Origin of the sequence: Accumulibacter sp. (assembly GCF_029255125.1) — a bacterium.
GTDB lineage: Bacteria > Pseudomonadota > Gammaproteobacteria > Burkholderiales > Rhodocyclaceae > Accumulibacter.
The window spans coordinates 15,130-36,923 of the sequence record NZ_JAPUVR010000084.1 but is presented as its reverse complement, the minus strand read 5'-3'; the positions used below and the strand labels follow the sequence as shown (position 1 = coordinate 36,923).

General features: G+C 62.4%; 20 protein-coding genes and 1 tRNA gene. 20 read left to right on the top strand and 1 reads right to left on the bottom strand.

Annotated elements, in window-relative coordinates:
- The first annotated feature begins 60 nt into the window (after nucleotides 1-60).
- The 11 genes from Q1L59_RS05575 to Q1L59_RS05525 are packed head-to-tail and all read left to right on the top strand — an operon-like array spanning nucleotide 61 to nucleotide 12,913.
- Nucleotides 61-1,194 (top strand): N-acetyl sugar amidotransferase, encoded by a 1,134-nt coding sequence (locus Q1L59_RS05575; RefSeq protein WP_300329242.1) that lies wholly within the window; start codon nucleotides 61-63, stop codon nucleotides 1,192-1,194.
- Entirely contained in the window at nucleotides 1,191-1,805 is a 615-nt protein-coding gene (gene hisH / locus Q1L59_RS05570; RefSeq protein ID WP_300329239.1) for an imidazole glycerol phosphate synthase subunit HisH, read from the top strand. The genes Q1L59_RS05575 and hisH overlap by 4 nt, the downstream gene beginning before the upstream one ends.
- A gap of 2 nt (nucleotides 1,806-1,807) precedes the next feature.
- Entirely contained in the window at nucleotides 1,808-2,572 is a 765-nt protein-coding gene (locus Q1L59_RS05565) for an AglZ/HisF2 family acetamidino modification protein (protein WP_300329236.1), read from the top strand.
- A 55-nt stretch (nucleotides 2,573-2,627) separates the two neighbouring features.
- Entirely contained in the window at nucleotides 2,628-4,787 is a 2,160-nt protein-coding gene (locus Q1L59_RS05560) for a bi-domain-containing oxidoreductase (protein WP_300329233.1), read from the top strand.
- The gene (locus tag Q1L59_RS05555) at nucleotides 4,781-6,664 is read left to right on the top strand and encodes an alginate lyase family protein (protein WP_300329230.1); all 1,884 of its coding nucleotides are present in this window, start codon (nucleotides 4,781-4,783) and stop codon (nucleotides 6,662-6,664) included. The genes Q1L59_RS05560 and Q1L59_RS05555 overlap by 7 nt, the downstream gene beginning before the upstream one ends.
- A gap of 5 nt (nucleotides 6,665-6,669) precedes the next feature.
- Nucleotides 6,670-7,920: a glycosyltransferase family 4 protein gene (locus tag Q1L59_RS05550; protein ID WP_300329227.1), complete on the top strand. Its 1,251-nt coding sequence runs from the start codon at nucleotides 6,670-6,672 to the stop codon at nucleotides 7,918-7,920.
- A complete protein-coding gene (locus tag Q1L59_RS05545) occupies nucleotides 7,901-8,509 on the top strand; it encodes a sugar transferase (RefSeq protein ID WP_300329225.1) in 609 nt (202 codons plus the stop codon). The genes Q1L59_RS05550 and Q1L59_RS05545 overlap by 20 nt, the downstream gene beginning before the upstream one ends.
- Nucleotides 8,506-8,844, top strand: a complete 339-nt coding sequence (locus Q1L59_RS05540; protein WP_300329222.1) for a hypothetical protein — start codon at nucleotides 8,506-8,508, stop codon at nucleotides 8,842-8,844. The genes Q1L59_RS05545 and Q1L59_RS05540 overlap by 4 nt, the downstream gene beginning before the upstream one ends.
- Nucleotides 8,845-8,848: 4 nt before the next feature.
- Entirely contained in the window at nucleotides 8,849-10,081 is a 1,233-nt protein-coding gene (locus Q1L59_RS05535) for a DegT/DnrJ/EryC1/StrS aminotransferase family protein (protein ID WP_300329220.1), read from the top strand.
- The gene (locus Q1L59_RS05530) at nucleotides 10,075-12,000 is read left to right on the top strand and encodes a nucleoside-diphosphate sugar epimerase/dehydratase (protein ID WP_300329217.1); all 1,926 of its coding nucleotides are present in this window, start codon (nucleotides 10,075-10,077) and stop codon (nucleotides 11,998-12,000) included. Before Q1L59_RS05535 ends, Q1L59_RS05530 begins: the two co-directional genes overlap by 7 nt.
- 31 nt (nucleotides 12,001-12,031) lie before the next feature.
- On the top strand, nucleotides 12,032-12,913 hold the full coding sequence (locus Q1L59_RS05525; RefSeq protein ID WP_300329214.1) for a Wzz/FepE/Etk N-terminal domain-containing protein: 882 nt from the start codon (nucleotides 12,032-12,034) through the stop codon (nucleotides 12,911-12,913).
- Nucleotides 12,914-13,060: 147 nt separating this feature from the next.
- Here the strand turns inward: Q1L59_RS05525 and Q1L59_RS05520 are convergent.
- Nucleotides 13,061-13,135 (bottom strand) — tRNA-Val (locus Q1L59_RS05520).
- A gap of 170 nt (nucleotides 13,136-13,305) precedes the next feature.
- Here Q1L59_RS05520 and rpsU point away from each other — a divergent pair.
- The 9 genes from rpsU to Q1L59_RS05475 all read left to right on the top strand — a co-directional run bounded on the left by rpsU (nucleotide 13,306) and on the right by Q1L59_RS05475 (nucleotide 21,791).
- Nucleotides 13,306-13,518, top strand: a complete 213-nt coding sequence (gene rpsU / locus Q1L59_RS05515) for a 30S ribosomal protein S21 (protein WP_012807257.1) — start codon at nucleotides 13,306-13,308, stop codon at nucleotides 13,516-13,518.
- 68 nt (nucleotides 13,519-13,586) lie between these two features.
- Nucleotides 13,587-15,365 carry a DNA primase gene (dnaG, locus tag Q1L59_RS05510; RefSeq protein ID WP_300329210.1) on the top strand — a complete coding sequence of 593 codons (1,779 nt, stop codon included), beginning with the start codon at nucleotides 13,587-13,589 and terminating at the stop codon, nucleotides 15,363-15,365.
- A gap of 39 nt (nucleotides 15,366-15,404) precedes the next feature.
- A complete protein-coding gene (rpoD, locus tag Q1L59_RS05505; protein WP_300329207.1) occupies nucleotides 15,405-17,348 on the top strand; it encodes an RNA polymerase sigma factor RpoD in 1,944 nt (647 codons plus the stop codon).
- Between the two features lie 483 nt (nucleotides 17,349-17,831).
- Nucleotides 17,832-19,391 (top strand): DUF4384 domain-containing protein, encoded by a 1,560-nt coding sequence (locus Q1L59_RS05500; protein ID WP_300329204.1) that lies wholly within the window; start codon nucleotides 17,832-17,834, stop codon nucleotides 19,389-19,391.
- Between the two features lie 92 nt (nucleotides 19,392-19,483).
- The gene (locus tag Q1L59_RS05495) at nucleotides 19,484-19,885 is read left to right on the top strand and encodes a hypothetical protein (RefSeq protein WP_300329201.1); all 402 of its coding nucleotides are present in this window, start codon (nucleotides 19,484-19,486) and stop codon (nucleotides 19,883-19,885) included.
- A 26-nt stretch (nucleotides 19,886-19,911) separates the two neighbouring features.
- Nucleotides 19,912-20,223, top strand: coding sequence for a hypothetical protein (locus tag Q1L59_RS05490; protein ID WP_300329198.1), 312 nt, complete (start codon nucleotides 19,912-19,914; stop codon nucleotides 20,221-20,223).
- On the top strand, nucleotides 20,220-21,167 hold the full coding sequence (locus Q1L59_RS05485; RefSeq protein WP_300329195.1) for a hypothetical protein: 948 nt from the start codon (nucleotides 20,220-20,222) through the stop codon (nucleotides 21,165-21,167). Before Q1L59_RS05490 ends, Q1L59_RS05485 begins: the two co-directional genes overlap by 4 nt.
- The gene (locus tag Q1L59_RS05480; RefSeq protein ID WP_300329193.1) at nucleotides 21,164-21,490 is read left to right on the top strand and encodes a hypothetical protein; all 327 of its coding nucleotides are present in this window, start codon (nucleotides 21,164-21,166) and stop codon (nucleotides 21,488-21,490) included. Before Q1L59_RS05485 ends, Q1L59_RS05480 begins: the two co-directional genes overlap by 4 nt.
- On the top strand, nucleotides 21,477-21,791 hold the full coding sequence (locus Q1L59_RS05475) for a hypothetical protein (protein WP_300329190.1): 315 nt from the start codon (nucleotides 21,477-21,479) through the stop codon (nucleotides 21,789-21,791). The genes Q1L59_RS05480 and Q1L59_RS05475 overlap by 14 nt, the downstream gene beginning before the upstream one ends.
- Nucleotides 21,792-21,794 lie beyond the last annotated feature (3 nt).

The following is a 21,794-nucleotide window of genomic DNA, read 5'->3' as shown; positions in this document are numbered from 1 at the left end:
AGGCAAGCCAGTTGATGGTTCTGCCGGACGAGAACACGGATTTTGAGTGGAGTGGGAATCATGCGGCAGTATCAGGTGTGCAGCAATTGTGTAATGGACACGAGCGATTCGAAGATCGTCTTCGACGAATCGGGTGTCTGCGACCACTGCATCGGCTTCACGCGCGACGTCTTGCCGAACTGGCACCCGAACGAGCGGGGAAAAGCGCTCTTCGCGCAGCAAGCGGAGCGCATCAGGGCCGCTGGATCAGGCAAACCCTTCGACTGCATCATGGGGATGAGCGGAGGAATGGACAGCTCGTACCTCTTGCACTTGGTGGTGACCGAGTTTCGCCTTCGACCGCTGGTTTTCCATGTCGATGGGGGCTGGAACACGGACATCGCGGTGAGCAACATTCAGTCGCTGATCAAGGGATTGGGGCTTGATCTCTATACCGAAGTCATCAACTGGGAAGAGATGAAGGACTTGCAACTGGCTTTCTTCAAGGCCGGTGTCCCGCACCTGGACATACCCCAGGATCACGCCTTCGTCGCCACCCTGTACCACTTTGCCAACCAGCACGGAATCAAGTACATCCTGAACGGCGGAAACTTCGCTACCGAATGCGTGCGCAATCCGCTCGAATGGCTGTATTACGGAACCGACATGACGCAGATTCGCGATATCCATGGCCGCTTCGGGAGTCGCGCACTGAAGACCTATCCGTTCAGCAGCATCCTGTTCCACAAGTTCTATCTGCGCTATCTGAAGGGCGTACAGGTGGTCAAGCCGCTGAACTACTTGCCCTACACGAAGGCGCTGGCCGCCGAGGTGTTGGCGCAAGCCTACGGCTGGCGGCCTTATCCACAAAAGCATTTCGAGTCGCGCTTTACCCGCTTCTACGAGGGTTACTGGCTACCGACGCGTTTCGGTTACGACACACGGCGCGTGCAGTATTCCAGCCTGATTCTCACCGGCCAGATGACGCGCGACGAGGCGCTGGAAAAGCTCGCCGCGCCAGCTTACGACCCGGCCACGATCGACGAGGATTTCGAATACATCGCCAGCAAGCTGGGCATCAGCGCGGCGGAATTGCGCCAGTACCATACGATGCCACTCAAGACGTATCGCGACTACGCCAACCAGGAGTGGCTTTTCGACCTGGGTGCGAAGACCTTGCACCTGCTCGGCATCGAGAGGGCGATCAAGCGATGATCGCGATCATCAACTATGGCTCGGGAAACATCGCGGCGATTGCCAACATCTACAAGCAGCTCAGGATTCCCTATCTGATCTGCGACCAGGCGAGCGACTTGGCGCAGGCTGAACGCTACATCCTGCCCGGCGTCGGCGCCTTCGACGCGACGATGCAGCATCTCGCGTCGTCCGGCATGCTGGACGTGCTCGTTCAGGAAGTCGTTGGTCACGGCAAGAAGGTGCTGGGGATTTGCGTCGGCATGCAGATCCTGGCCGAGTCGAGTGAGGAAGGCAGCCTGTCGGGCTTGGGGTGGATCGCGGGAAAAGTGAAGAAGATCGACGCCAGTCGTCTGGTCGCCTCCCCGCGACTGCCGCATATGGGGTGGAACTCGATCCACCTGCAGGCGGACAACCCACTTTTCCGCGGAATCGATGTCGAGCGTGGCTTCTATTTCCTGCACAGCTACTATTTTGCCGCCAGTGACCCGGCCAGCGTGCTGGCGACGGTCAGCTATGGCGACGAGCTTCCCTGTGCCGTCGGACGCGGCAACGTCTACGGCCTCCAGTTTCACCCGGAGAAAAGCCATTCAAATGGAATGGCGATCTTCCGCAACTTCGCAGAGATATGAACATGCTTCGTTCACGGATCGTCCCCTGTCTCCTGCTGCACGACGGCGGCTTGGTGAAGACCAAGGCGTTCAAGGAGGGCAAGTACGTCGGCGACGCATTGAACGCGGTCAAGATCTTCAATGAAAAGGAGGTCGACGAGCTGATTCTGCTCGACATCGACGCCACCAGCGAGCAGCGCCAGCCGGACTTCGCCCGTCTGAAGACGATTGCCGTCGAGTCCAGGATGCCCCTTTGCTATGGCGGAGGAATCACCAGTGCCGCGCAGGCGGTCGAGGTGATCTCGCTCGGCTTCGAGAAGGTATCGATCAGCGCCGCGGCGTTGGCGCGCCCGGCGCTGATCGGCGAGATGGCGAGCGCGATTGGTTCGCAAAGCGTCGTCGTTACGCTCGACGTGAGACGCAACGCGCTTTTCCCTGGCTACTCGGTGTATACCCACAACGGACGCAAGAAGCAGAAGACCGACCTCATCGCGTTCTGCCGGCAGGCGGTCGACCTGGGTGCGGGTGAAATCGTGATCAATTCGATCGACCGCGACGGTGCGATGAACGGCTACGACCTTGATCTGGCGCGACAGGTGCGCGCTGCGGTCACTTGCCCGATCTCTTTCGTCGGTGGCGCCGGCAGCCGCGACCACATGCAGGCGCTGATCGATGCGGTAGGTGTCGTCGGTGCCGTTGCGGGCAGCCTATTCGTCTTTCAGGGGCCGTATCGGGCGGTCCTGATCAATTATGACCGTCCGCCTGGCGTCCGCCCGGCCGGCGCCTGAACCTCCGCGTGTCCCGCACTCTTTGGCGGCGATGTGAAGAAACAATGAGGCCGACTTGAAACAGATCCTGCAGAACATGGGCAATGGTGAAACATTGCTGATCGAAGCGCCGGCGCCTCGGGTGCAGCCCGGCAGCCTGCTCATCCGCACCACCTACAGCCTGATTTCGGCGGGGACCGAGCGCATGCTGGTGGACTTCGGGCGCGCCTCGATGCTCGACAAGGCGCGTCAGCAGCCCGAAAAGGTCAAGATGGTGCTCGACAAGATTCGCAGCGAAGGACTGCTGACAACCATCGATGCGGTGCGCAGCAAGCTCGACCAACCGCTGCCGCTCGGCTACTGCAACGTCGGCGTCGTACTGGCCGTCGGCGACGGTGTCGAAGGTTTCTCGATCGGCGACCGCGTCGTCTCGAACGGTCCGCATGCCGACATTGTGCGCGTACCAAAGAACCTGTGCGCGCGAATTCCGGACACGGTGGACAGCGCCGATGCTGCGTTCACCGTTCTCGCTGCGATCGGGCTACAGGGAATCCGCCTGGTTCAGCCGACGCTGGGTGAATACGTCGTGGTCACCGGCCTTGGACTGATCGGCCTGCTGACGACGCAGTTGTTGCGGGCGCACGGTTGTCATGTCCTGGGGATCGATTTCGACGAGTCCAAACTGGCGCTGGCCCGCCAGTTTGGCGCCGTCACCTGCAATCCGGCGGCGGGAGCCGACGTGCTGGCGATGGGGATGGCATTCTCCGGCGGGCGCGGCGTTGACGCGGTGATCGTCACGGCCTCGACTTCGTCGAGCGAGCCAATCAGCCAGGCGGCACGCATGTGCCGCAAGCGCGGGCGCATCGTTCTCGTCGGCGTAACGGGTCTCGAGTTGAAGCGCAGTGAATTCTACGAGAAGGAGTTGAGCTTCCAGGTCTCGTGTTCGTACGGCCCTGGACGCTACGATCCGGCGTACGAGCAACAGGGGCGGGACTATCCGCCGGCCTTCGTGCGATGGACCGAGCAGCGCAACTTCGAGGCCATTTTGGGGATGATGGCCGAGCAGCGGCTAGCGGTCGGGCCGCTGATTTCGCGCCGTTTCGCCTTCGACGATGCGCTCGCAGCGTATGACGCGCTGCTCAAGGACAAGTCGGCGCTGGGCATCGTCCTCGAGTACCCGCAGGCGGAACTGGACCGGGCACTGAGCGCGCGCGTCAGCCTGCACGGCGGTTCGCCCGCCGCCTGCGCGCCGGGCGAGCCGTCGCTGGGCGTGATCGGTGCTGGCAACTACGCTTCGCGCATGCTGATCCCGGCGTTCAGCAAAGCAGGCGCGCAACTGACGACGATCCTCACGAGCGGCGGCGTGAGCGGTGTGCACCACGGGCGCAAGGCCGGATTCACGCAGGCGACGACCGATGAAGCCGACATCTTCGCCGACGACCAGATCAACACGGTGGTGATCGCAACCCGACACGATACGCACGCGGCTTTCGTCGTCCGCGCGCTCGAAGTCGGCAAGCACGTTTTCGTCGAGAAGCCCATGGCCTTGACGCTCGACGAGTTGACCGCCATTCAGACTGCCTACGAGGGACAACTTGCGCAAGGCCGCGCACCCGCGGTGATGGTCGGCTTCAACCGGCGTTTTGCTCCGCTCGTGCAACGCCTGCAGCAGTTGCTGAAAGGGCTGGCCGGACCGAAGTCGCTGGTCTACACGGTCAATGCCGGTGCCATTCCGGCTGAGCACTGGACGCAGGATCGCAGCGTCGGTGGCGGTCGCATTCTGGGCGAAGCGTGCCATTTCATCGACTTGGCTCGCTACCTGATCGGCGTGCCGATTGCCGAGTGGACGGTGGCGACGCTCGGCGCGCGTTGCGGCCGCGCGGCAGCCAAGGATAGCGCGACGATCACGCTCGATTTCGCCGACGGCTCGCTGGCGACCGTCCATTACTTGGCGACCGGCGGCAAGGTTTTCCCGAAAGAGCGCCTGGAGGTCTTCGCCGGCGATGCCGTACTCCAGTTGAACAACTTCCTGCGCCTCGACGGTTACGGCTGGCCCGGCTTTCGCAACGAGCGGCTGTGGAAGCAGGACAAAGGGCAGGACGCCTGCGCCAAGGCGTTCATCGACGGGATTCGCGGCGGCAGCGGAGCGCCGATCGCTTTTGCCGAGCTGCTGGAAGTGTCGCGCCTGTCGATCGAGATCGCCGAGCGTCAGAGCGGTGGAGCGGCCGGGTGCTGAGACGCGCCAGCAGACTGTTGCGTGCGCTGCCACGCTTGGGCGTCGGCAACGCGGCGCGGGTCGTCGCCTACAGGCTGCTCTGCCGTAGCGGTGTCTATCGTCGACTACTGCCTGTCGGTCTGTCCTACGCGGGACCTTTTTTCGATTTCCCCGGGCGGCCGCTGACTTCCCCCGAGTTGCCGGAAGGAGAACGGCAGGCGCTGATCCAGCGCGCCGAGCGCGTCCTCGCCGGCTGGCTGCCTTTCTTTTCTGCGGGCGAACGGGCGACCGGCTTTCCCCCTGATTGGCTGTGCAACGCGGACAACGGACTTCGTGCCGCGCAGCTCGCGCACTGGACGGTGCTGAACGAGTTCGCCCTCGCCGCTGGCGACGTCAAGTATCTGTGGGAGCCGTCGCGTTTTGATGGCCTCCTCTGGCTGGCGCAGGCGTGGATCCTGAGTGGCGAAACTCGTTTCGCTGAGGGAATCGAGCGCTGGCTGAGCAGTTGGGTGGCGGCCAATCCATTCAACCTTGGCGTCAACTGGAAATGCGGTCAGGAGACCGGAATCCGCCTGATGCACACGCTGCTCGTTGCCGAGTGGCTGGCGCGTCATGCCGGAGCCCGCGCGCTGCCGCCACTGCAGCGCTTCGTCGCCGAACACTGCCGCCGCATCCGGCCAACACTGCTCTATGCCGTGGCGCAGGACAACAATCATGCGACCTCGGAGGCGGCGGCGCTCTACATGGGTGGCCTCTGGCTGCGCAGCCAGCCTTCGCTGCCCACGCCGCTCGCCGATGCGGCGCGCGCCTGGCAGCGTCGCGGGCGCCAGGTGCTGGAGGAACGCGTGGCTAAACTGGTCATGCCAGACGGTAGTTTTGCGCAGCATTCGGTGACCTACCATAGGCTGTTGCTCGATGCACTGACACTCGCCGAGAACTGGCGTCGCCACTTTGACGATCAGCCGTTCAGCGCTTCCTGGTACGAGCGTGCCAGCCTCGCCCTCGCCTGGCTGCGCGCAGTCACCGACCCGCTTTCGGGCGACGCGCCTAACCTTGGCGCGAACGATGGGGCTCGGCTACTGCCGCTGAGCCTCACCCCCTATCGAGATTTTCGGCCCAGCCTCGCCTGGGCGGCGAACGTCCTGGCTGGCGCCACGCCGCCGTCTGGCGAGTCGGCGACGCTGTCCACCTGGTTTGCCGACATGCCTGCGCCGCCCGCCGGCCATCTGCCGACCACTCGTCGGCTGTTTCCGTTTGGCGGCTACGTGCGCCTTGGGCAAGCTCAGCGCTGGGCGCTGCTGCGTCTGCCCAGGTATCGCTTTCGCCCCTCGCATGCCGACGGCCTGCATCTGGACGTCTGGGCGGACGGCGTCAACGTCTTGCGCGACGGCGGCACTTTCAGCTATCGGCCGGCGGCGCCGGAAGCCGCGGCGTATTTTCCAGGAACGGTGGCGCACAACACGGTAGAGTTTGACGAGCGCGACCAGATGCCGCGTATCGGCCGTTTCCTGTTCGGCGAGTGGCTGGATCTGAGCGCCCTCACCTACGACGAAGCGCGGCCTGACGAGGTGGCTGCCGAGTACGTCGACTGGTGCGGAGCACGCCATCGGCGGACGGTTCGCTGGCAACCCGACCGTATCGAAGTCGACGACGAGGTTTCCGGCTTCGCCCGCAGCGCCTGTCTGCGCTGGCGTCTGGTGCACGCCAACTGGCAGGATATTCCGGGCGGCGTCAGCTCGGCGCTTGCCCGCCTGACCGTGACGGCCGACGTTCCCCTCGATCTGCGGCAAACGAACGGCGCCGAGTCCAGGTGCTACGGCGAGCAGTCGGGGCTGCCGGTGATCGAAGTGAGGACGCAACGGGCGACCGTGCTCAGGACGACCATCGAGTTTCACTGACCGACATGCGAGTTCTCTACTATCACCAGCATTTCACGACGCCGGACGGCGCTTCGGGCACGCGTTCGTACGAGAACGCCTGCCGGCTGATCGCTGCCGGCCATCAGGTGACGATGGTCTGCGGTTCCTACGCTGGCGGGCGGACCGGCCTGCACGACGCCTTCGTCAAGGGCCGCCGCGAGGGCATCGTCGCGGGCATCCGGGTGATCGAGTTCGAGCTGCCGTACTCCAACGCCGACGGCTTCGTGAAACGGACCCTGACCTTTCTGCGCTTTGCCTGGCGCAGCGTTCTGGTCGCCCTGCTCGAACGCCACGACGTGCTGTTTGCCACGTCGACGCCGCTCACTGCCGGAATTCCCGGTATCGTCGCGCGCTGGCTCAAAGGGCAGCGTTTCGTCTTCGAAGTGCGCGACCTGTGGCCTGAACTGCCGCGCGAAATGGGGGTCATCCGCAATCCGCTCGTTCTGCGCGCGATGGACTGGCTGGAGTGGTCGTGCTACCACTCGGCGCAGGCCTGCATCGGCCTGTCGCCGGGCATCGTGCGCGGCATCCGGCGTCGTGGCATAGCGCCGGAACGCGTGCATCTGGTGCCGAACGGCTGCGATCTGGCGCTCTTCTCGGGCGAAGAGCAGGCTCTCGAACTGCCCGCCGAAGTCGTCCGGGCGCTTCCGCCGAATGCGCTGGTTGCCGCCTTCACCGGCTCGCACGGCATTGCCAACGGCCTCGACGCAGTCCTCGATGCCGCCGGCGAACTGAAGCGACGCGGGCGGCGCGACGTGACCCTGCTCTTCGTTGGCGACGGCAAGCTGAAGCCGGCGCTCCTCGCGCGAGCGCAGCGCGAGGGGCTCGACAACTGCGTTTTCCTCCCGCCGCTGCCGAAGAAGCAGTTGGCCGTCCTCATGCATGCGCGCGTCGATGTCGGCCTGATGATTCTCGACAACGTTGAAGCCTTTTACTACGGGACGTCGCCAAACAAGTTCTTCGACTATCTGGCGGCGGGCAAGCCGGTGCTGACCAACTATCCGGGCTGGGTAGCCGATCTGATCAATGAGAGCGCTTGTGGCGTGGCGGTTGCGCCCGAAGACCCGGCGGCCTTTGCCGACGCCTTGTGCCAGCTCGCCGAGCAGCGCGCGACGCTGGCGGCGATGGGACGAGCGGCGCGCAGCCTGGCCGAACGGCGTTTCGACCGGCGCCAACTGGCGGAAGACTGGCTGCGTGTCATCGAAGGTGTCCATCGTGGGCAAGCGGCTGTTTGATTTTCTCGTCGCGCTCGTCGCACTGGTCGCGCTGGCGCCGGTTCTTGTCGTTCTTTGTATCCTCGTCCGTGCTCGCCTTGGCAGCCCCGTTCTTTTCAGCCAGTTGCGGCCCGGGCTGCATGGGCAGCCGTTCAAGATGATAAAATTCCGTAGTATGCTTGTGGCCGTTGGGACTGACGGCGAGCCTTTGCCGGACGCCGCGCGGCTGACGCGCTTTGGCCGCTGGTTACGGGCAAGCAGCCTTGACGAACTACCCGAGCTTTGGAACGTATTGCGCGGCGAGATGAGCCTCGTCGGGCCGCGTCCGCTCCTCATGGAGTACCTTCCACTGTACACCCCCGAACAGCTTCGCCGTCACGCCGTACGCCCGGGGATTACCGGCTGGGCCCAGGTCAACGGTCGCAACGCGCTGACCTGGGAGGAGAAATTTGCTCTCGACGTGTGGTACGTGGACAACCGGTCGCTAGCGCTCGACTTGAAGATTCTCTGGTTAACGGTCAGGAAGGTCGTTCTGCGCGACGGTATCAGCGCCGCCGGTGAAGCGACGATGCCACGTTTCTCGGGCTCGGCGGTCAGGGAACGCGAATGAACGCCGACTTGTTTGCGGTCTATGGGGCGAGCGGCTGCGGTCGGGGCGTGATGCCGATCGCCGAGCAGCAGTTGCGCCGGCTGGGCGTGCCGTCGGAAAGGCGGGTCGTTGTCGACGACCGCCCCTCCGCAGCGGTGGTCAACGGCCGGCGTGTGCTGGCCTATCAGGATCACGCGTACATCGGCTCTAGCGCCGTTTTGAAACAGGTGAGGCCGGGCAAGCCGCTGGTCATCGGCTGGGGCGCAGTGGTTGGCGTGGGCGCGGTGGTGACGAAAGACGTCGCGCCTGGGGCAACGGTGGTCGGCAATCCGGCCACACTCTTGGTAAAGGTCTGAGCCGATGCTGGATACTGCGTTTTCCCCGTGGCCAAGTTTCACCGATGAAGAAGCCGACGCCGTTCGTCGCGTCATCCTCTCGAACCGGGTGAACTACTGGACAGGTGGCGAGTGTCGCGAGTTCGAGAAAGAATTCGCTGCGTGGTGCGGCGCGCAATACGCGATCGCTCTGGCCAATGGTACGCTGGCGCTCGACTTGGCGCTCAAGGCGCTGGGAGTCGGTCCCGGCGACGAGGTCGTCGTCACCCCGCGTACCTTCATGGCGTCGGTTTCCTGCGTGGTGAACGCCGGAGCGCGGCCCATCTTTGCCGACGTCGAGGCGGCCAGCGGGAACATCTCTGCCCGCACGATCGCCGCCGTTCTCAGCGCGCGGACGAAGGCCATCGTCTGCGTTCACCTGGCCGGCTGGCCCTGTGACATGGACGGCATCATGGCACTCGCCGAGGAGCACGGCCTGAAAGTCATCGAGGATTGCGCGCAGGCGCACGGCGCGCGCTATCGCGGGCGAAGCGTCGGAACGCTCGGGCACATCGGCGCGTGGTCGTTCTGCCAGGACAAGATCATGAGCACCGGCGGCGAGGGCGGCATGGTGACCACCAACGATCGCGGCTTGTGGGCAGCGATGTGGTCGTACAAGGATCACGGCAAGAGCTGGGAGTCGGTGTATGAGCGCCGCCACCCGCCGGGCTTCCGCTGGTTGCACGACGGCTTCGGCAGCAACTTTCGCATGTTGGAAGTCCAGGCGGTGATCGGGCGGATCCAGTTGCGCCGGATGGCCGCCTGGACGGCGCAGCGCAACGCCAACGCGCGCGCTATCGCCGAGGTCTGTGCGCGGCACCCGGTGTTGCATGTGCCGACCTTTGCCTGCCGCGTCGATTGCCCTGCGCGTTGTGCGCAAGCCGAGGCTTGCGCGCACGCGCAGTACAAGTTCTACGCCTACGTCCGGGCGGAGCAGCTTGCCGATGGCTGGACGCGCGACCGCCTGGTCGAGGAGATCAACCGGCGCGGCGTCCCCTGCTACCACGGTTCGTGCCCTGAGGTGTATATGGAAAAGGCCTTCGACGGCGGTGGGCGACCGGCGCAGCGGCTGCCAGTGGCGCGCATGCTCGGGGAAAGCTCGTTGATGTTGCTCGTACACCCGACCTTGACCGCAGGCGATATCGTCGAAACCTGCCGGGTACTCGATCAGGTTGCTGGCGAGGCCGCACGCCCGAGCACGCGGGAGGCGGCATGCTGAGGCGCTTCCTGGCGCTGCCGCGCAAGCAGAAGCAGTTCGTCGCCATGGCGGCGGACTACGTCTTGCTGGTGCTTGCCTTCTGGTCGGCGCTCGTCGTACGTTTCGAAACGCTGCGCCCTGACCTGGACGGCTACGGGTGGCAGATGCTGGCGGCACCGGTGCTGGCGATTCCCGTTTTCGTCCGCCTGGGGCTCTACCGCGCGGTCGTCCGGTTCATGGAAGGCACGGTGGTTTTCGTCGTCGCGGGCGGCGTCACCGTTTCAGTCCTGCTGCTCGCGGCCGGCATCGCCCTGACACACACCCCCGGGTTGTCGCGTGGCGTCCTGGCGATCTATTGGTTGCTGGCGATCGTCTACGTTGGCGCCACCCGCTTCCTGGCGCGCAGTTTCGTCGTGCGCTCCGAGCGCGGGCCCGACGTGCGCAAGCGCGTCGTCATTTACGGTGCCGGCAGCGCCGGGATGCAGTTGGCCAGCGCGCTGCGTGCCGGTCGCGAGTACGCGCCGCTCGCGCTGTGCGACGACAATCCAGCCTTGCAGCGCACCGATGTCGCCGGGCTGCGTGTCTATTCGCCCGACAGTCTCGAGCGGCTGGTCGCCAGCAAGAGGATAGACGAAGTCCTCCTGGCAATACCGTCGCTCACCCGCGCACGGCGCGCGGAAATCATCGAGCGTCTGGAAGGCCTGCACTGCAGGGTCAAGCTGGTTCCGGGAATGGCCGATGTGGTCGACGGCCGCATTTCTGTGGATGCAATCAGGGAGATCGAGATCGAGGATCTGCTCGGACGCGAGTCGGCTGCCCCTGATCCGCAATTGCTCAGCCAGTGCGTGACGGGAAAGGTCGTTCTCGTCTCGGGTGCCGGCGGGTCGATCGGGTCGGAGCTCTGTCGCCAGCTCGTTCTCCTTCGCCCGCTGCGCCTGGTCCTGATGGATCTGACCGAATTCGCGCTCTACTCGATCGATCAGGAGCTCAGCTCGCTGTGCGCCGCGCGCAAGCTGCGCGTCGAGGTGGTGCCGCTGCTCGGGTCGGTCAGTCATCAGCGGCGCAACCAGATGATCATGACCAGCTTCAGCGTGCAGACGGTCTATCACGCAGCGGCCTACAAGCACGTTCCATTGGTCGAGCACAATCCGATCGAAGGCTTGCGCAACAATGCCGTGGCGACGCGCTGCATGGCCGAAGCAGCACTGGCCGCCGGCGTCGAAACCTTTGTCCTCATCTCGACCGACAAGGCAGTACGGCCAACCAACGTGATGGGCGCGAGCAAGCGGCTATCGGAACTGATTCTGCAGGCGCTGGCCAGAAGCGGTGCCAAAACGCGCTTCTGCATGGTTCGCTTCGGCAACGTACTTGGTTCGTCGGGCTCAGTCGTGCCGCTCTTTCGCAAGCAGATTGCCAGCGGCGGCCCGATCACCCTGACCCATCCGGAGATTACCCGCTATTTCATGACGATTCCCGAGGCGGCGCAACTGGTGATCCAGGCGGGCGCGATGGGTCAGGGGGGCGAGGTCTATGTCCTCGATATGGGTAAGCCGGTGAAGATCATCGATCTGGCGCGAAGGATGGTGCACCTGAGCGGTCTCGAGCTGCGCGACGAGCAACATCCCGACGGCGACATCGCGATCGAGATCGTAGGCTTGCGGCCCGGCGAAAAGCTCTACGAAGAACTTCTGATCGGTGAACATGTGGAGGGAACAACGCATCCGCTGATCATGCGCGCCTATGAGCACGAGGTTCCATGGGCGGTCTTGCGGGATCACTTGGCGAACCTCGAGGACGCGTGTCAGGCGTTTGACTACGAAAGAGTGCTTGCCTTGCTGCAGTCGATGGTCCAGGAGTACGCACCCGCTCGGCACGGCGATGGGAAACTGCTCTGGCGCGCCTTTGCGCGCTTGCCAGGGGCGGGAGTAGCCTTGCATTGAGCACGGCAATTCGACGGGGAGTGCTACATCGATGACACAGAACGAGCGGCCCGCGCAAGCGGCGGTTGGTTTGCCGGAACTATGGCAGGACGTGCGGCAGCGCTGGCGCTTGGTGACTGGTTGGGCGCTGGCCGGCCTTGCTGCCGGCGGCTTGGCCATCTGGCTGATCACACCCAAGTATGAGGCGATGGCGATGGTGCAGGTCGGTCAGATCGGCGTGGTCGGACAATTGGCCAGCGCTCCGGTCGAAGCCGCGACCCAGGCGGTCGAGCGCATGCGAACGCCGGCCTTTCAACTGCGGGTCGCCGAAATGCTTGGACACGGCGAATGGCTGGCCGACCTGAGGCGCTCGCAAAAGGGAGTCGCCGATGGCGAACACCTGTCCTTGAACGTGGCCAAGAGCACGTCGGCGATGGGCAACAGCGCGCTCATCGAGATCAGGGCGAGAGCCGAGACGATCGACGGTGCGCGCCGAATTGTTGATGGCGCCGTCGCCGAACTGGCGAAGAAGCACGCCGAGATCGCCAAGCCGGCACTTGATCGCATGCGCCTGGATCTGACGATTGCCCGCGAACGGCTGGCAAGCGCGGAGAAGGAACTGACTGTGTTGGGAAAGGTGGTTGCCAACGTCGGCGTCAAGGACGATCGCTTTACACAGCTTTCGCTGATGACTGCTCTGCGTGTCCAGAAAGAGAGCCAGCTTTTCAATGAGCGTCAGAGTATCATGGCGCTGGAAACCGCACTGGACCCGCCAGCGACGCAAGGGCCGAAGGTCATCGAAGACATCTTTGTGTGGGAAAAACCGGTCAGTCCGAAAAAAGGACTGCTGCTTACGGTTGGCTTCGTCGCTGGGACGTTGGCTGGCCTGATTTCGGTCTTTGTCGCGCTGGCGCTGAGGCGCAACTCGGCCTAGCTGGCTGGCCTCGTCCGCGGCGCGTTCTCGGTCGTCTGGCCTGCTCGTCTGCTGAGCCGGCGCTTGCGGCGATCGCTCCCGGTTCGCCCTGCGTTCAACGCGCTTGTGACCAGACCCTCAGCATCCTCTTAAGCGAGCCGATGAGGCTGGTGGGCGGTACTGGGATCGAACCAGTGACTTCCACCGTGTGAAGATGGCACTCTACCGCTGAGTTAACCGCCCGTTCGTCGAAGCCCGGATTACAGCACAAGTCGTCAGGCTGGTCAATGAATCGAGCATGATCGAGCGATCAAGCCGTTCTCGGGTGTTGAAAGCCATCCCCGTTTCAGTTTACAATCGAACGCTTGCCTGTGTGTATGATCCACTTTTGATTTCTAGCCTGGGATGAGTCGATGCCTGCCATTCGCGTAAAGGAAAACGAGCCGTTCGAAGTTGCCATTCGCCGTTTCAAACGCACCGTCGAAAAGACCGGTTTGCTCACCGAGCTGAGAGCGCGCGAGTTCTACGAAAAGCCGACGGCCGAACGTAAGCGCAAACTGGCAGCAGCCGTCAAACGGCATCACAAGCGGATGCGCAGCCAGACCTTGCCGCCCAAGCTGTACTAGCCCTAGCAGCCGCCCTCGCGTCGCTGCTTTTCGTCCCAGAGCGGCCGCCTGTCTGTCGATAGGCGGCTATGTTTGTTGGTGAAATGATTCCGGAATCGTTCATTCACGAACTGCTCCAGCGCGTTGATCTGGTTCAACTGATCGATGGCTATGTCCCGCTGAAAAGACACGGCGCCGATTTCGCGGCTTGTTGTCCGTTCCACAACGAGAAGTCCCCGTCTTTCACCGTTAGCCCAAGCAAACAGTTCTACCACTGCTTTGGCTGTGGAGCGCACGGGACTGCCATCGGTTTCATGATGGCTTACGCCGGGGTTGGCTTCCAGGATGCCGTCAAGGATTTGGCCGCTCGGGTTGGGCTTTCTCTGCCCGAGCAGCACGGGGTCGCGCCAGCGCCGGCAGCACCGACCCAGGGGCTGGCTGAACTGATGGCGCGCGCCGCGCGCTTCTACCGCGAGCAGCTCAAAAGCTCGGACAAAGCGATTGCTTACCTCAAGGCGCGCGGCGTGAGTGGCGAGGTCGCGCGTCGTTTCGGCCTCGGCTATTCGCCGGACGCGGGCCAGGCGCTTGCCGGAGCTTTTGCCGAGTACGCTAGCCCGCAACTGCAGGCACTGGGCTTGGTCACCAGGAACGAACAAGGACGCTTGTACGACCGGTTTCGTGATCGGGTGATGTTTCCGATCATCAATCTGCGCGGCGAAGTCATCGCCTTCGGTGGTCGCGTCGTCGGGCAAGGCGAGCCGAAATACCTGAACTCGCCAGAAACCCCGCTTTTTCATAAAGGCCATGAGCTCTACGGTCTGCCGCAGGCGCGCTTGGCGATACGTGCGCGCAACCAGGTAATCGTGGTTGAGGGTTACCTGGATGTGGTCGCCTTGGCGCAGCATGGGATCGACAACGTCGCGGCCGCGCTTGGTACGGCGACTACAGTTGCCCACGTGCAGAAGCTCTTGCGCCAGGCCGACAAGATCATCTTCTGCTTCGATGGCGACGCAGCGGGCCGCAAGGCAGCGTGGCGGGCGCTCGAGAACAGCCTCGAAGTATTGCCCGAGCAGAAAGAAATCGGTTTTGTCTTCCTGCCGGAAGGCGATGACCCGGACAGTTTTGTCCGGCGCAATGGCACGGCCGCGCTCGGCCAGTTGGTCGAGCGTGCGACACCACTCTCCGAGTATATGCTGCGCGAGCTGGCCGGTCGCTGCGATCTGGCGAGCGCCGAAGGAAGCGCCAGACTGCTTGCCGAAGCGCGGCCGATGCTTGCCCGCTTGTCGTCACCGTTGCTGCGACTGCAGCTCGTCAAGCGCTTGGCCAAGCTAAGCGGCTTGGCGCAGAGTGAGGTCGAGAGCCTGTACGGGCTGCCGGCGGTCACTCGACAGCTGCCGCCCGCCTACCCGTCGCGGCGCCCGCCGTCTCTGCCCAGAAAGCTCTTGCGCATTCTTCTGCAGCGACCGCAGTTGATTCATCGCGTACCGCTCGACCTGCTGCCGGAGGCATCGGCCGAGGCGCGCGTCGTACGGCTGCTTGGCCAGTTGGCAGGTGCTGGCAAGACGCCGGCGGATGCTGGCTACGCAAGTCTGTTGGAGTGCCTGCGTGGCAAGGACGACGAGTCTGTCCTGCAGGAGGCGGCGGCTGAACTAATGCAACAGCAGTTGGCCGAAGACGAGGTTGAAGCGGAGTTCGAGGGCGCACTGGCGCGGCTGCGCGAGCACGCCGGGAGACGCGCGTTTTCTCTGCTGCAGGCGAAGATACAGAAGCTCGGTCTTGCTGGCTTGTCGAGTGAGGAAAAGCAGCAGTACCTGACGGCGATTGGCGTTGGCAGTGGATCCGGCGGCGGCTGGCACTCTGCGCTATAATATAGAGTTTTTCCACGACAAAGTATCCGGGAAATGGTCATGGCAAGGGAAAAGGCGGTAACGACGAAAGCAGCGAAGGCCAGGGCCGCGGCCGATCTCCTGGCGCAGGTGGGAACGCAGCCTGTACCAGTCGATGAAGAAACGCGCAAGATGCGCCTCAAGACGCTGATCAAGCTTGGCAAGGAGCGCGGCTTCCTGACCTACGCCGAGATCAACGACCACCTGCCGGATGATGTTGTCGATGCCGAACAGATCGAAAGCATCATCAGCACGTTCAACGACATGGGCATCCAGGTTTATGACGAGGCGCCGGATGCCGAGACCTTGCTCATGTCGGACGCCACGCCAGCCGTTGGTGCCGACGATGCCGATGTAGAAGAGCAGGCGGAACAGGCTCTGTCTACGGTCGACTCCGAGTTTGGCCGGACAACCGATCCGGTGCGCATGTACATGCGCGAGATGGGCTCGGTCGAACTGCTCACGCGTGAGGGCGAGATCGAAATCGCGAAACGCATCGAAGATGGCCTGAAGCACATGATCCAGGCGATATCGGCGTGTCCGACGACGATTGCCGAGATCATCCACTGTGCCGAGCGAATCGCGCGTGACGAGATGCGCGTCGACGAGTTGATCGATGGTCTGATCGACCCGAACACCAGCGGTTCGCTTGAAGAGTTGACGGAGGTTGTCGAAGACGACGAGGAAGACGACGAGGAGGAGGCGGAAGTCGTCGAAGGTGCGGCGGCGGCCGCCACGCTGCTCAAGCTGAAGACCGAGGCGCTCGAGCGGCTCGAGGTGATCAAGGATCATTACACCAAGGCGCACGCACTCCTGCTCAGGAAGGGGTCGCAGGACAGAGCCTACCTTCGGCTGCAGCAACAGATATCCGAAGAAATGATGGGCATCCGCTTCACGTCGAAGACGATCGAGCGGCTGTGCGACTCGGTTCGTGCGATGGTCGAGGAGGCACGTGCTTGTGAGCGCAAGATCCAGAGAATTTGCGTTGATACCGTGCGCATGCCGCGCCCGCATTTCATCAAGGTCTTTCCCGGGAATGAACTGAATATCGACTGGGTTGATGATGAAATTGCGCTGGCTGGCAAGACCTACGGCGCCATCCTCTCGCGCAACGCGCCGAACATCAAGGAAGAGCAAAGAAAGCTGCTAGCCTTGCAGGACCGCATCGGTATCCCCTTGCGCGAACTGAAGGACATCAACAAGCAGATGTCGACCGGAGAAGCCAAGGCGAGGCGCGCTAAGCGCGAAATGACCGAGGCCAACCTGCGCCTGGTCATCTCGATCGCCAAGAAATACACCAATCGCGGGCTGCAGTTTCTGGACCTGATTCAGGAAGGAAACATCGGTCTGATGAAGGCCGTCGACAAGTTCGAATATCGCCGCGGCTACAAATTCTCGACCTACGCAACGTGGTGGATCCGGCAGGCAATTACCCGTTCGATCGCCGACCAGGCGCGCACGATTCGCATTCCGGTGCACATGATCGAAACGATCAACAAGATGAACCGCATTTCCCGACAGATCTTGCAGGAGACCGGTCTCGAGGCTGATCCGGCGACGTTGGCCAAGAAGATGGAGATGCCGGAGGAGAAGATTCGCAAGATCCTCAAGATCAGCAAGGAGCCGATCTCGATGGAGACGCCGATTGGCGACGATGACGACTCGCACTTGGGCGATTTCATCGAGGATCATGCGACGCTCGCACCGACCGAAGCGGCGCTCTATTCCAGCCTTCGCTTCATCACCAAGGATGTCCTCGACACTTTGACGCCGCGCGAAGCAAAGGTCCTGCGCATGCGTTTTGGCATCGAGATGAACACCGACCACACGCTCGAAGAGGTTGGCAAGCAGTTCGACGTGACGCGCGAGCGAATTCGCCAGATCGAAGCCAAGGCCTTACGCAAGCTCCGCCATCCGTCGCGTTCAGACAAGTTGCGCAGCTTTCTCGACAACGGCAACCACTAGACGCTGCCGCAGCTTCGCCAAGCGTTGGCGCCAGCCGGCTAGCGACTTGTCCTGATCGCCAAACTGCCCGCGCCGTTGCCTAAAGTTTTGCCAGCAGGGGCCGTTAACCCCACAAAGAGGTACGCGCTGGGGAGGCTACGCCGTTTTGGACGCTTTTTCTGCCAGCCGCCGGTGCGCGATGGGCGGGCTGGTGCACAGTCAACCGCGGAAGCTGGGGTGCGTTATTCAGACCACAGGACGTGGTAGGCGGCCGCAGCATGACGCTCAGATGTCGTGTTGGTGGCGTGGTCTGTTTGCCGATGCCTTTGGCGAGTCGGGATCGAGCGCACATTGGAACACGAAAAGTGTGACTTTCTTCACGCGGCGGCCATCGCGGGCGCTTGCGCTGGCGCAGCGGAGACAGGCTATACTGCAGAGTGACCATCCGGCGGCATTGTGCCTGCCGGCCGGGGAAGCTGACGCTCACATGTTCAGAGGGGACTAATGAAAACCTTAAGCCGGTCTTTGCTCGCGTTGTCGCTGTTGCCAGTAGCTGGGTTGTGTCAGGATATCGGCGCTGAAGTCGCCGGAAGTGCGGCGCCCAAGACCCCGGCGATCAAGACAATCACCAACTTCACCCAGTCACTGCGCTGTATGGATGAACTGTTTTATGCATACGGCAAACAGGGCATCGCAATCACCTCGGCCGGCATCCCCGACGAAACCGGGAAGGTCAAGACGGGCACCAAGGAAATGTTGATCACGGCCGTCTCGAAAATGACCGTTAAGAGCAACGCATTTGATTTCATTGATTTTCACTCTGCCGCAGACGACTTGGCAGCGCTCTTTGCGGCACGCGGGGAAGAAAGCCGGACCATGCCCGACTATTACATCCGCGGCTCGATCACGCAGATGGACGACAGTACGGTGCGCAAGAACAAAGGTGCCGGCTTCTCTCTACCGTTTCTCGACTTCGGCGCCTCGAAAGACGATTCGTACGACCTGATCAGCATGGATATCAGCATCGGTAACGCGGCGACACGCAAGATCATCCCGATTACCAGTACGTCGAATACGCTGGTGCTCCTGAAAGGCGGTGTCGCTGGCGAGGGTGGAGGGAAGATCGGCAAGCTTGGCCTGAGCTTCAACATCGACATCAGTCGCAACGAGGGCGTCGGCGCGGCGACGCGCACGCTGGTCGAGCTTGGGCTGATCGAGGCGCTAGGGAAATTCACACAGGTGCCCTATTGGAAGTGCCTGGACACCGACGTTACCAATCCCTTGATTCGCGAGCAGGCCAGAGAGTGGTATGACGGTGCCAAGGAGAGCGACAGAATTCTCTTCGTGCAGCGCAAGCTCGCCGGCATGGGTCGTTTTGCCGGGCCGTTGAACGGCGCGCCGAGTCCAGCGCTGAAGACGGCGGTCGCCGAGTATCAGGCTGCGGCCGGCTTGGTGGCCGACGGGGCGCTGAACTTCGACCTCTACGCCAGCCTGCTGGACGATCTGCAGAACCAAATTGCCGCCCTGCCGGCGGCCGGCGGTCCGAAATCCAATTACGTGCCCGGCGTCAGCGCGTCGGCCAAACCACCGGCCGCTGCCCAGGTTGTGGCGACGCCGGTGGCGACGCCGGCCACCGCGCCGAATCCGGTCTTCCGGCTGAAGCTGGACACTGATCGGGGATCCAAGCCGTCCTACAAGGTCGGCGAGTTCCTCAATATGACCCTGTCTTTGAACGCGCAAGGCACGGCCTATTGCTACTACGAAGACGTTTCGCGCACGACCGCGCGCATCTTCCCCAACCAGTTCCGTCCCGACTCGTCGGTTCCAGCAGGGGCGGGAATCAGGCTGCCTTCGGGTGGATTCAAGATCCGCTTCGACAAACCCGGAGCAGAACGCGTTGCGTGCATCGCCTCGGATCGCGAGCTGATCATTCCGAGCAGCTTGCGCGGCGCGCGCGATCTCTCCCCGCTGGCGGCCAAATCGGTTGACGACATTATTGGTCAGTACAAGCAGAATAACCCGACGGCAGTGACCAGCATCGTCGATATCACGGTTGCGCCTTAGGCCTTGAAGTTGATTTGCGCCCAGGGAATGAAATGGACACGGAAACCATGTGGTTGGGTCGACGCTTCGCCGGGTTGTGCAGTGCCGGTCAGGTGGCAGTGATGGCGGCTTGCATGTTCTCCTATGTCCAGCCTTCGGCGGGCGAGATCATCGTCGGACCGACGCCAGGTCCGGCCTCGGGCGGTTCAGCTACTGCCCGCGAAGCGCGTCAGCGAGCCGCTATCGAAGGGCGTCGCGGCGAATTCGAGGGAACGCCGAACATAATCATCATTGAAGGGGTCAACGGAGCTACGCCCACCGGCACTCCGGCGGCCAATGGTGCGGCTTACAACCGGACGCGGGCGAACGCCAATCGAACGCGCGATGACAACCATCCAGCGCAAAGCGTGATCGTTGTTCCGCAGGGAACCGTGAACTCGCACTCCACCGCCGAAGGTCAGGGCGCGCACGACAATCGCGCCCGTTCGACCGTTTATCGGAAGCGTGATGACTGACCGCCAGGACGTGAACGGGGCGAGCAATGAAGATGGCCGCTGCTTCCCTGCTGGTGTTGCTGACACTGGTGGTCGTTGCCTGGGTGGCAGTCGCTGGGTTCGGCGGTAGCGTGAAAATCGACTGGGGGTCGAACAATTTTGTCGCCAATACCTCCGGCGAGGTCGACAAGGACGCAGTGATCGAAGGTGTGCTGATCATCAACGACGACGTTTATATCGACGGGGCGAAAATCGATCGGGGTGTGGGCGAGTACTTCTCCAAGAAGACCAGGAAGACGTACTCAATCCGCTGGGGTAAGAAGGGTGAGGGCGCAAGCGTAACGGAGAAAACTGAATGAAGCCTGGAAAAGATCCTCTGGCGATGGCAAGTACTGCGTCGCGCCCGGTGCACCTGCTGAACCGTGTGCTGTTTCTGCTCAGCCTGATCGTCGTCCTGCTCGGCAACGTCACGGCACAAGCCTTCGAAGTCAGAGACGGCGACATGAAGGCGATTCTGCAGACCAGGCTCGACGCGCCAGTGGCTTGGCGCTACACGCCGAACAGCGAGATTTGGATCATCGATGTTCCCGGACTCGAGGTTCTTGGTCGCACCTTCAACCGCGTGACGCAGCTCAAGGAACATCAATACAGCGAACCGTATCCGCGCGTTCTGACGACCGAGGAGCTGACCAAGTACATTGGTGCAGCCAACCGGACTTTTGCCAGTTTCGCTGCCGGACACGATCTGCGGGTCTCTGATTTGGTTCAGTTCTTCAACTATGCCGAGCGCGACAAGGTCGAACTGTTCCCTGAGGAATACGCCCTGCGCGACTTCCTGGTCGAACAGGGTCTGATGAAGGAATGGCGAGGTTTCTATCAGGCGCAAAAGCCGCACACGATGATTCTCTCGATCCCGCAGGTGCAGGAACGTCGCAGCAATGAGCCAGGAGTGACGAGCAATGCGCGCTATGCGATTTTGTTGCACGAACTGGCGCACGGCGAGTTTCACACGAACCTTGCCTACAACAAGTATTGCCGCGCCTTCTGGGAAGACAGCCTGACCGATACGCAAAAGGACGCCTTTCGGCGTTTCCTGGCGAGCATGCGCTATGCGGTTGAAAACGAGGAACTACTGATCAATGAAATGCAGGCTTATCTGATGTTTACGCCGGACGCCGGGTCGTTTTCGGCAACTCGTCTCGGCGTGACGGAAAAGGCTCTGGCCGGAATGCGGGAAGCGTTCCTAAAGGGACGGCCGCCGACTCGGCTGCCGCTCAACGTCAAGGCAGGAGATGCGCCATGAGTATGTTCGCCCACGTTTCTGGATCGTCAATCAAGGTGTGCTTTGCCTTGTTTGCCGCGCTGAGCATTTCCCAGTCATGTCATGCTCAGAAAACCACCCGTGTCCAGGGGAACACCGAGATCAACGCGTCAACCAAGAATACGACGGCGGTTGCCATAGGCAGCAACAATGTCGCCCGGAATCGGGTCGGCGTCATCCAAGGTGATAAGAAGGGAAATACACGAATCAATGTCTCTGCAACCAACGTCACGACAGTGGCCGCGGGCAGGAACAGAAAAGCGTGTACCAATATAGGAGCGATTGTCAGCGATGAATGCAAGTAAACCCAGAATTGCGCGAAACCTGGTCGTCGCGCTCGTCTGCTTGTCGGCAGGCGCGGCCTACGCCGTCCAGAACCTCAACGCGGCTTCCCAGACGAAAGTCAACAATGCCATGGCCAAAGCCTGGCAAAAGGGTGGCAATCCGAACGATCCGGCGCTGCAGAAGCGAGTTGTTAACATCGGAAGTAAACGGAATAACACGTGCAACGTTAATGTAGGTACGGCCCAGACGGGACGGCCCGGACAAAGGGCACCGAAAGACGTCGTCGTGACCACCAAAGAAGTCATCAACGTATGCAAGTGAGAC

What these genes read in the sequence shown, in the direction of transcription:
- Q1L59_RS05575 (WP_300329242.1), top strand. Translation starts at nt 61, where the DNA reads ATGCGGCAGTATCAGGTGTGCAGCAATTGTGTAATGGACACGAGCGAT.
- hisH (WP_300329239.1), top strand. Translation starts at nt 1,191, where the DNA reads ATGATCGCGATCATCAACTATGGCTCGGGAAACATCGCGGCGATTGCC.
- Q1L59_RS05565 (WP_300329236.1), top strand. Translation starts at nt 1,808, where the DNA reads ATGCTTCGTTCACGGATCGTCCCCTGTCTCCTGCTGCACGACGGCGGC.
- Q1L59_RS05550 (WP_300329227.1), top strand. Translation starts at nt 6,670, where the DNA reads ATGCGAGTTCTCTACTATCACCAGCATTTCACGACGCCGGACGGCGCT.
- Q1L59_RS05540 (WP_300329222.1), top strand. Translation starts at nt 8,506, where the DNA reads ATGAACGCCGACTTGTTTGCGGTCTATGGGGCGAGCGGCTGCGGTCGG.
- Q1L59_RS05535 (WP_300329220.1), top strand. Translation starts at nt 8,849, where the DNA reads ATGCTGGATACTGCGTTTTCCCCGTGGCCAAGTTTCACCGATGAAGAA.
- Q1L59_RS05530 (WP_300329217.1), top strand. Translation starts at nt 10,075, where the DNA reads ATGCTGAGGCGCTTCCTGGCGCTGCCGCGCAAGCAGAAGCAGTTCGTC.
- Q1L59_RS05525 (WP_300329214.1), top strand. Translation starts at nt 12,032, where the DNA reads ATGACACAGAACGAGCGGCCCGCGCAAGCGGCGGTTGGTTTGCCGGAA.
- rpsU (WP_012807257.1), top strand. Translation starts at nt 13,306, where the DNA reads ATGCCTGCCATTCGCGTAAAGGAAAACGAGCCGTTCGAAGTTGCCATT.
- dnaG (WP_300329210.1), top strand. Translation starts at nt 13,587, where the DNA reads ATGTTTGTTGGTGAAATGATTCCGGAATCGTTCATTCACGAACTGCTC.
- rpoD (WP_300329207.1), top strand. Translation starts at nt 15,405, where the DNA reads ATGGCAAGGGAAAAGGCGGTAACGACGAAAGCAGCGAAGGCCAGGGCC.
- Q1L59_RS05500 (WP_300329204.1), top strand. Translation starts at nt 17,832, where the DNA reads ATGAAAACCTTAAGCCGGTCTTTGCTCGCGTTGTCGCTGTTGCCAGTA.
- Q1L59_RS05490 (WP_300329198.1), top strand. Translation starts at nt 19,912, where the DNA reads ATGAAGATGGCCGCTGCTTCCCTGCTGGTGTTGCTGACACTGGTGGTC.
- Q1L59_RS05485 (WP_300329195.1), top strand. Translation starts at nt 20,220, where the DNA reads ATGAAGCCTGGAAAAGATCCTCTGGCGATGGCAAGTACTGCGTCGCGC.
- Q1L59_RS05480 (WP_300329193.1), top strand. Translation starts at nt 21,164, where the DNA reads ATGAGTATGTTCGCCCACGTTTCTGGATCGTCAATCAAGGTGTGCTTT.
- Q1L59_RS05475 (WP_300329190.1), top strand. Translation starts at nt 21,477, where the DNA reads ATGAATGCAAGTAAACCCAGAATTGCGCGAAACCTGGTCGTCGCGCTC.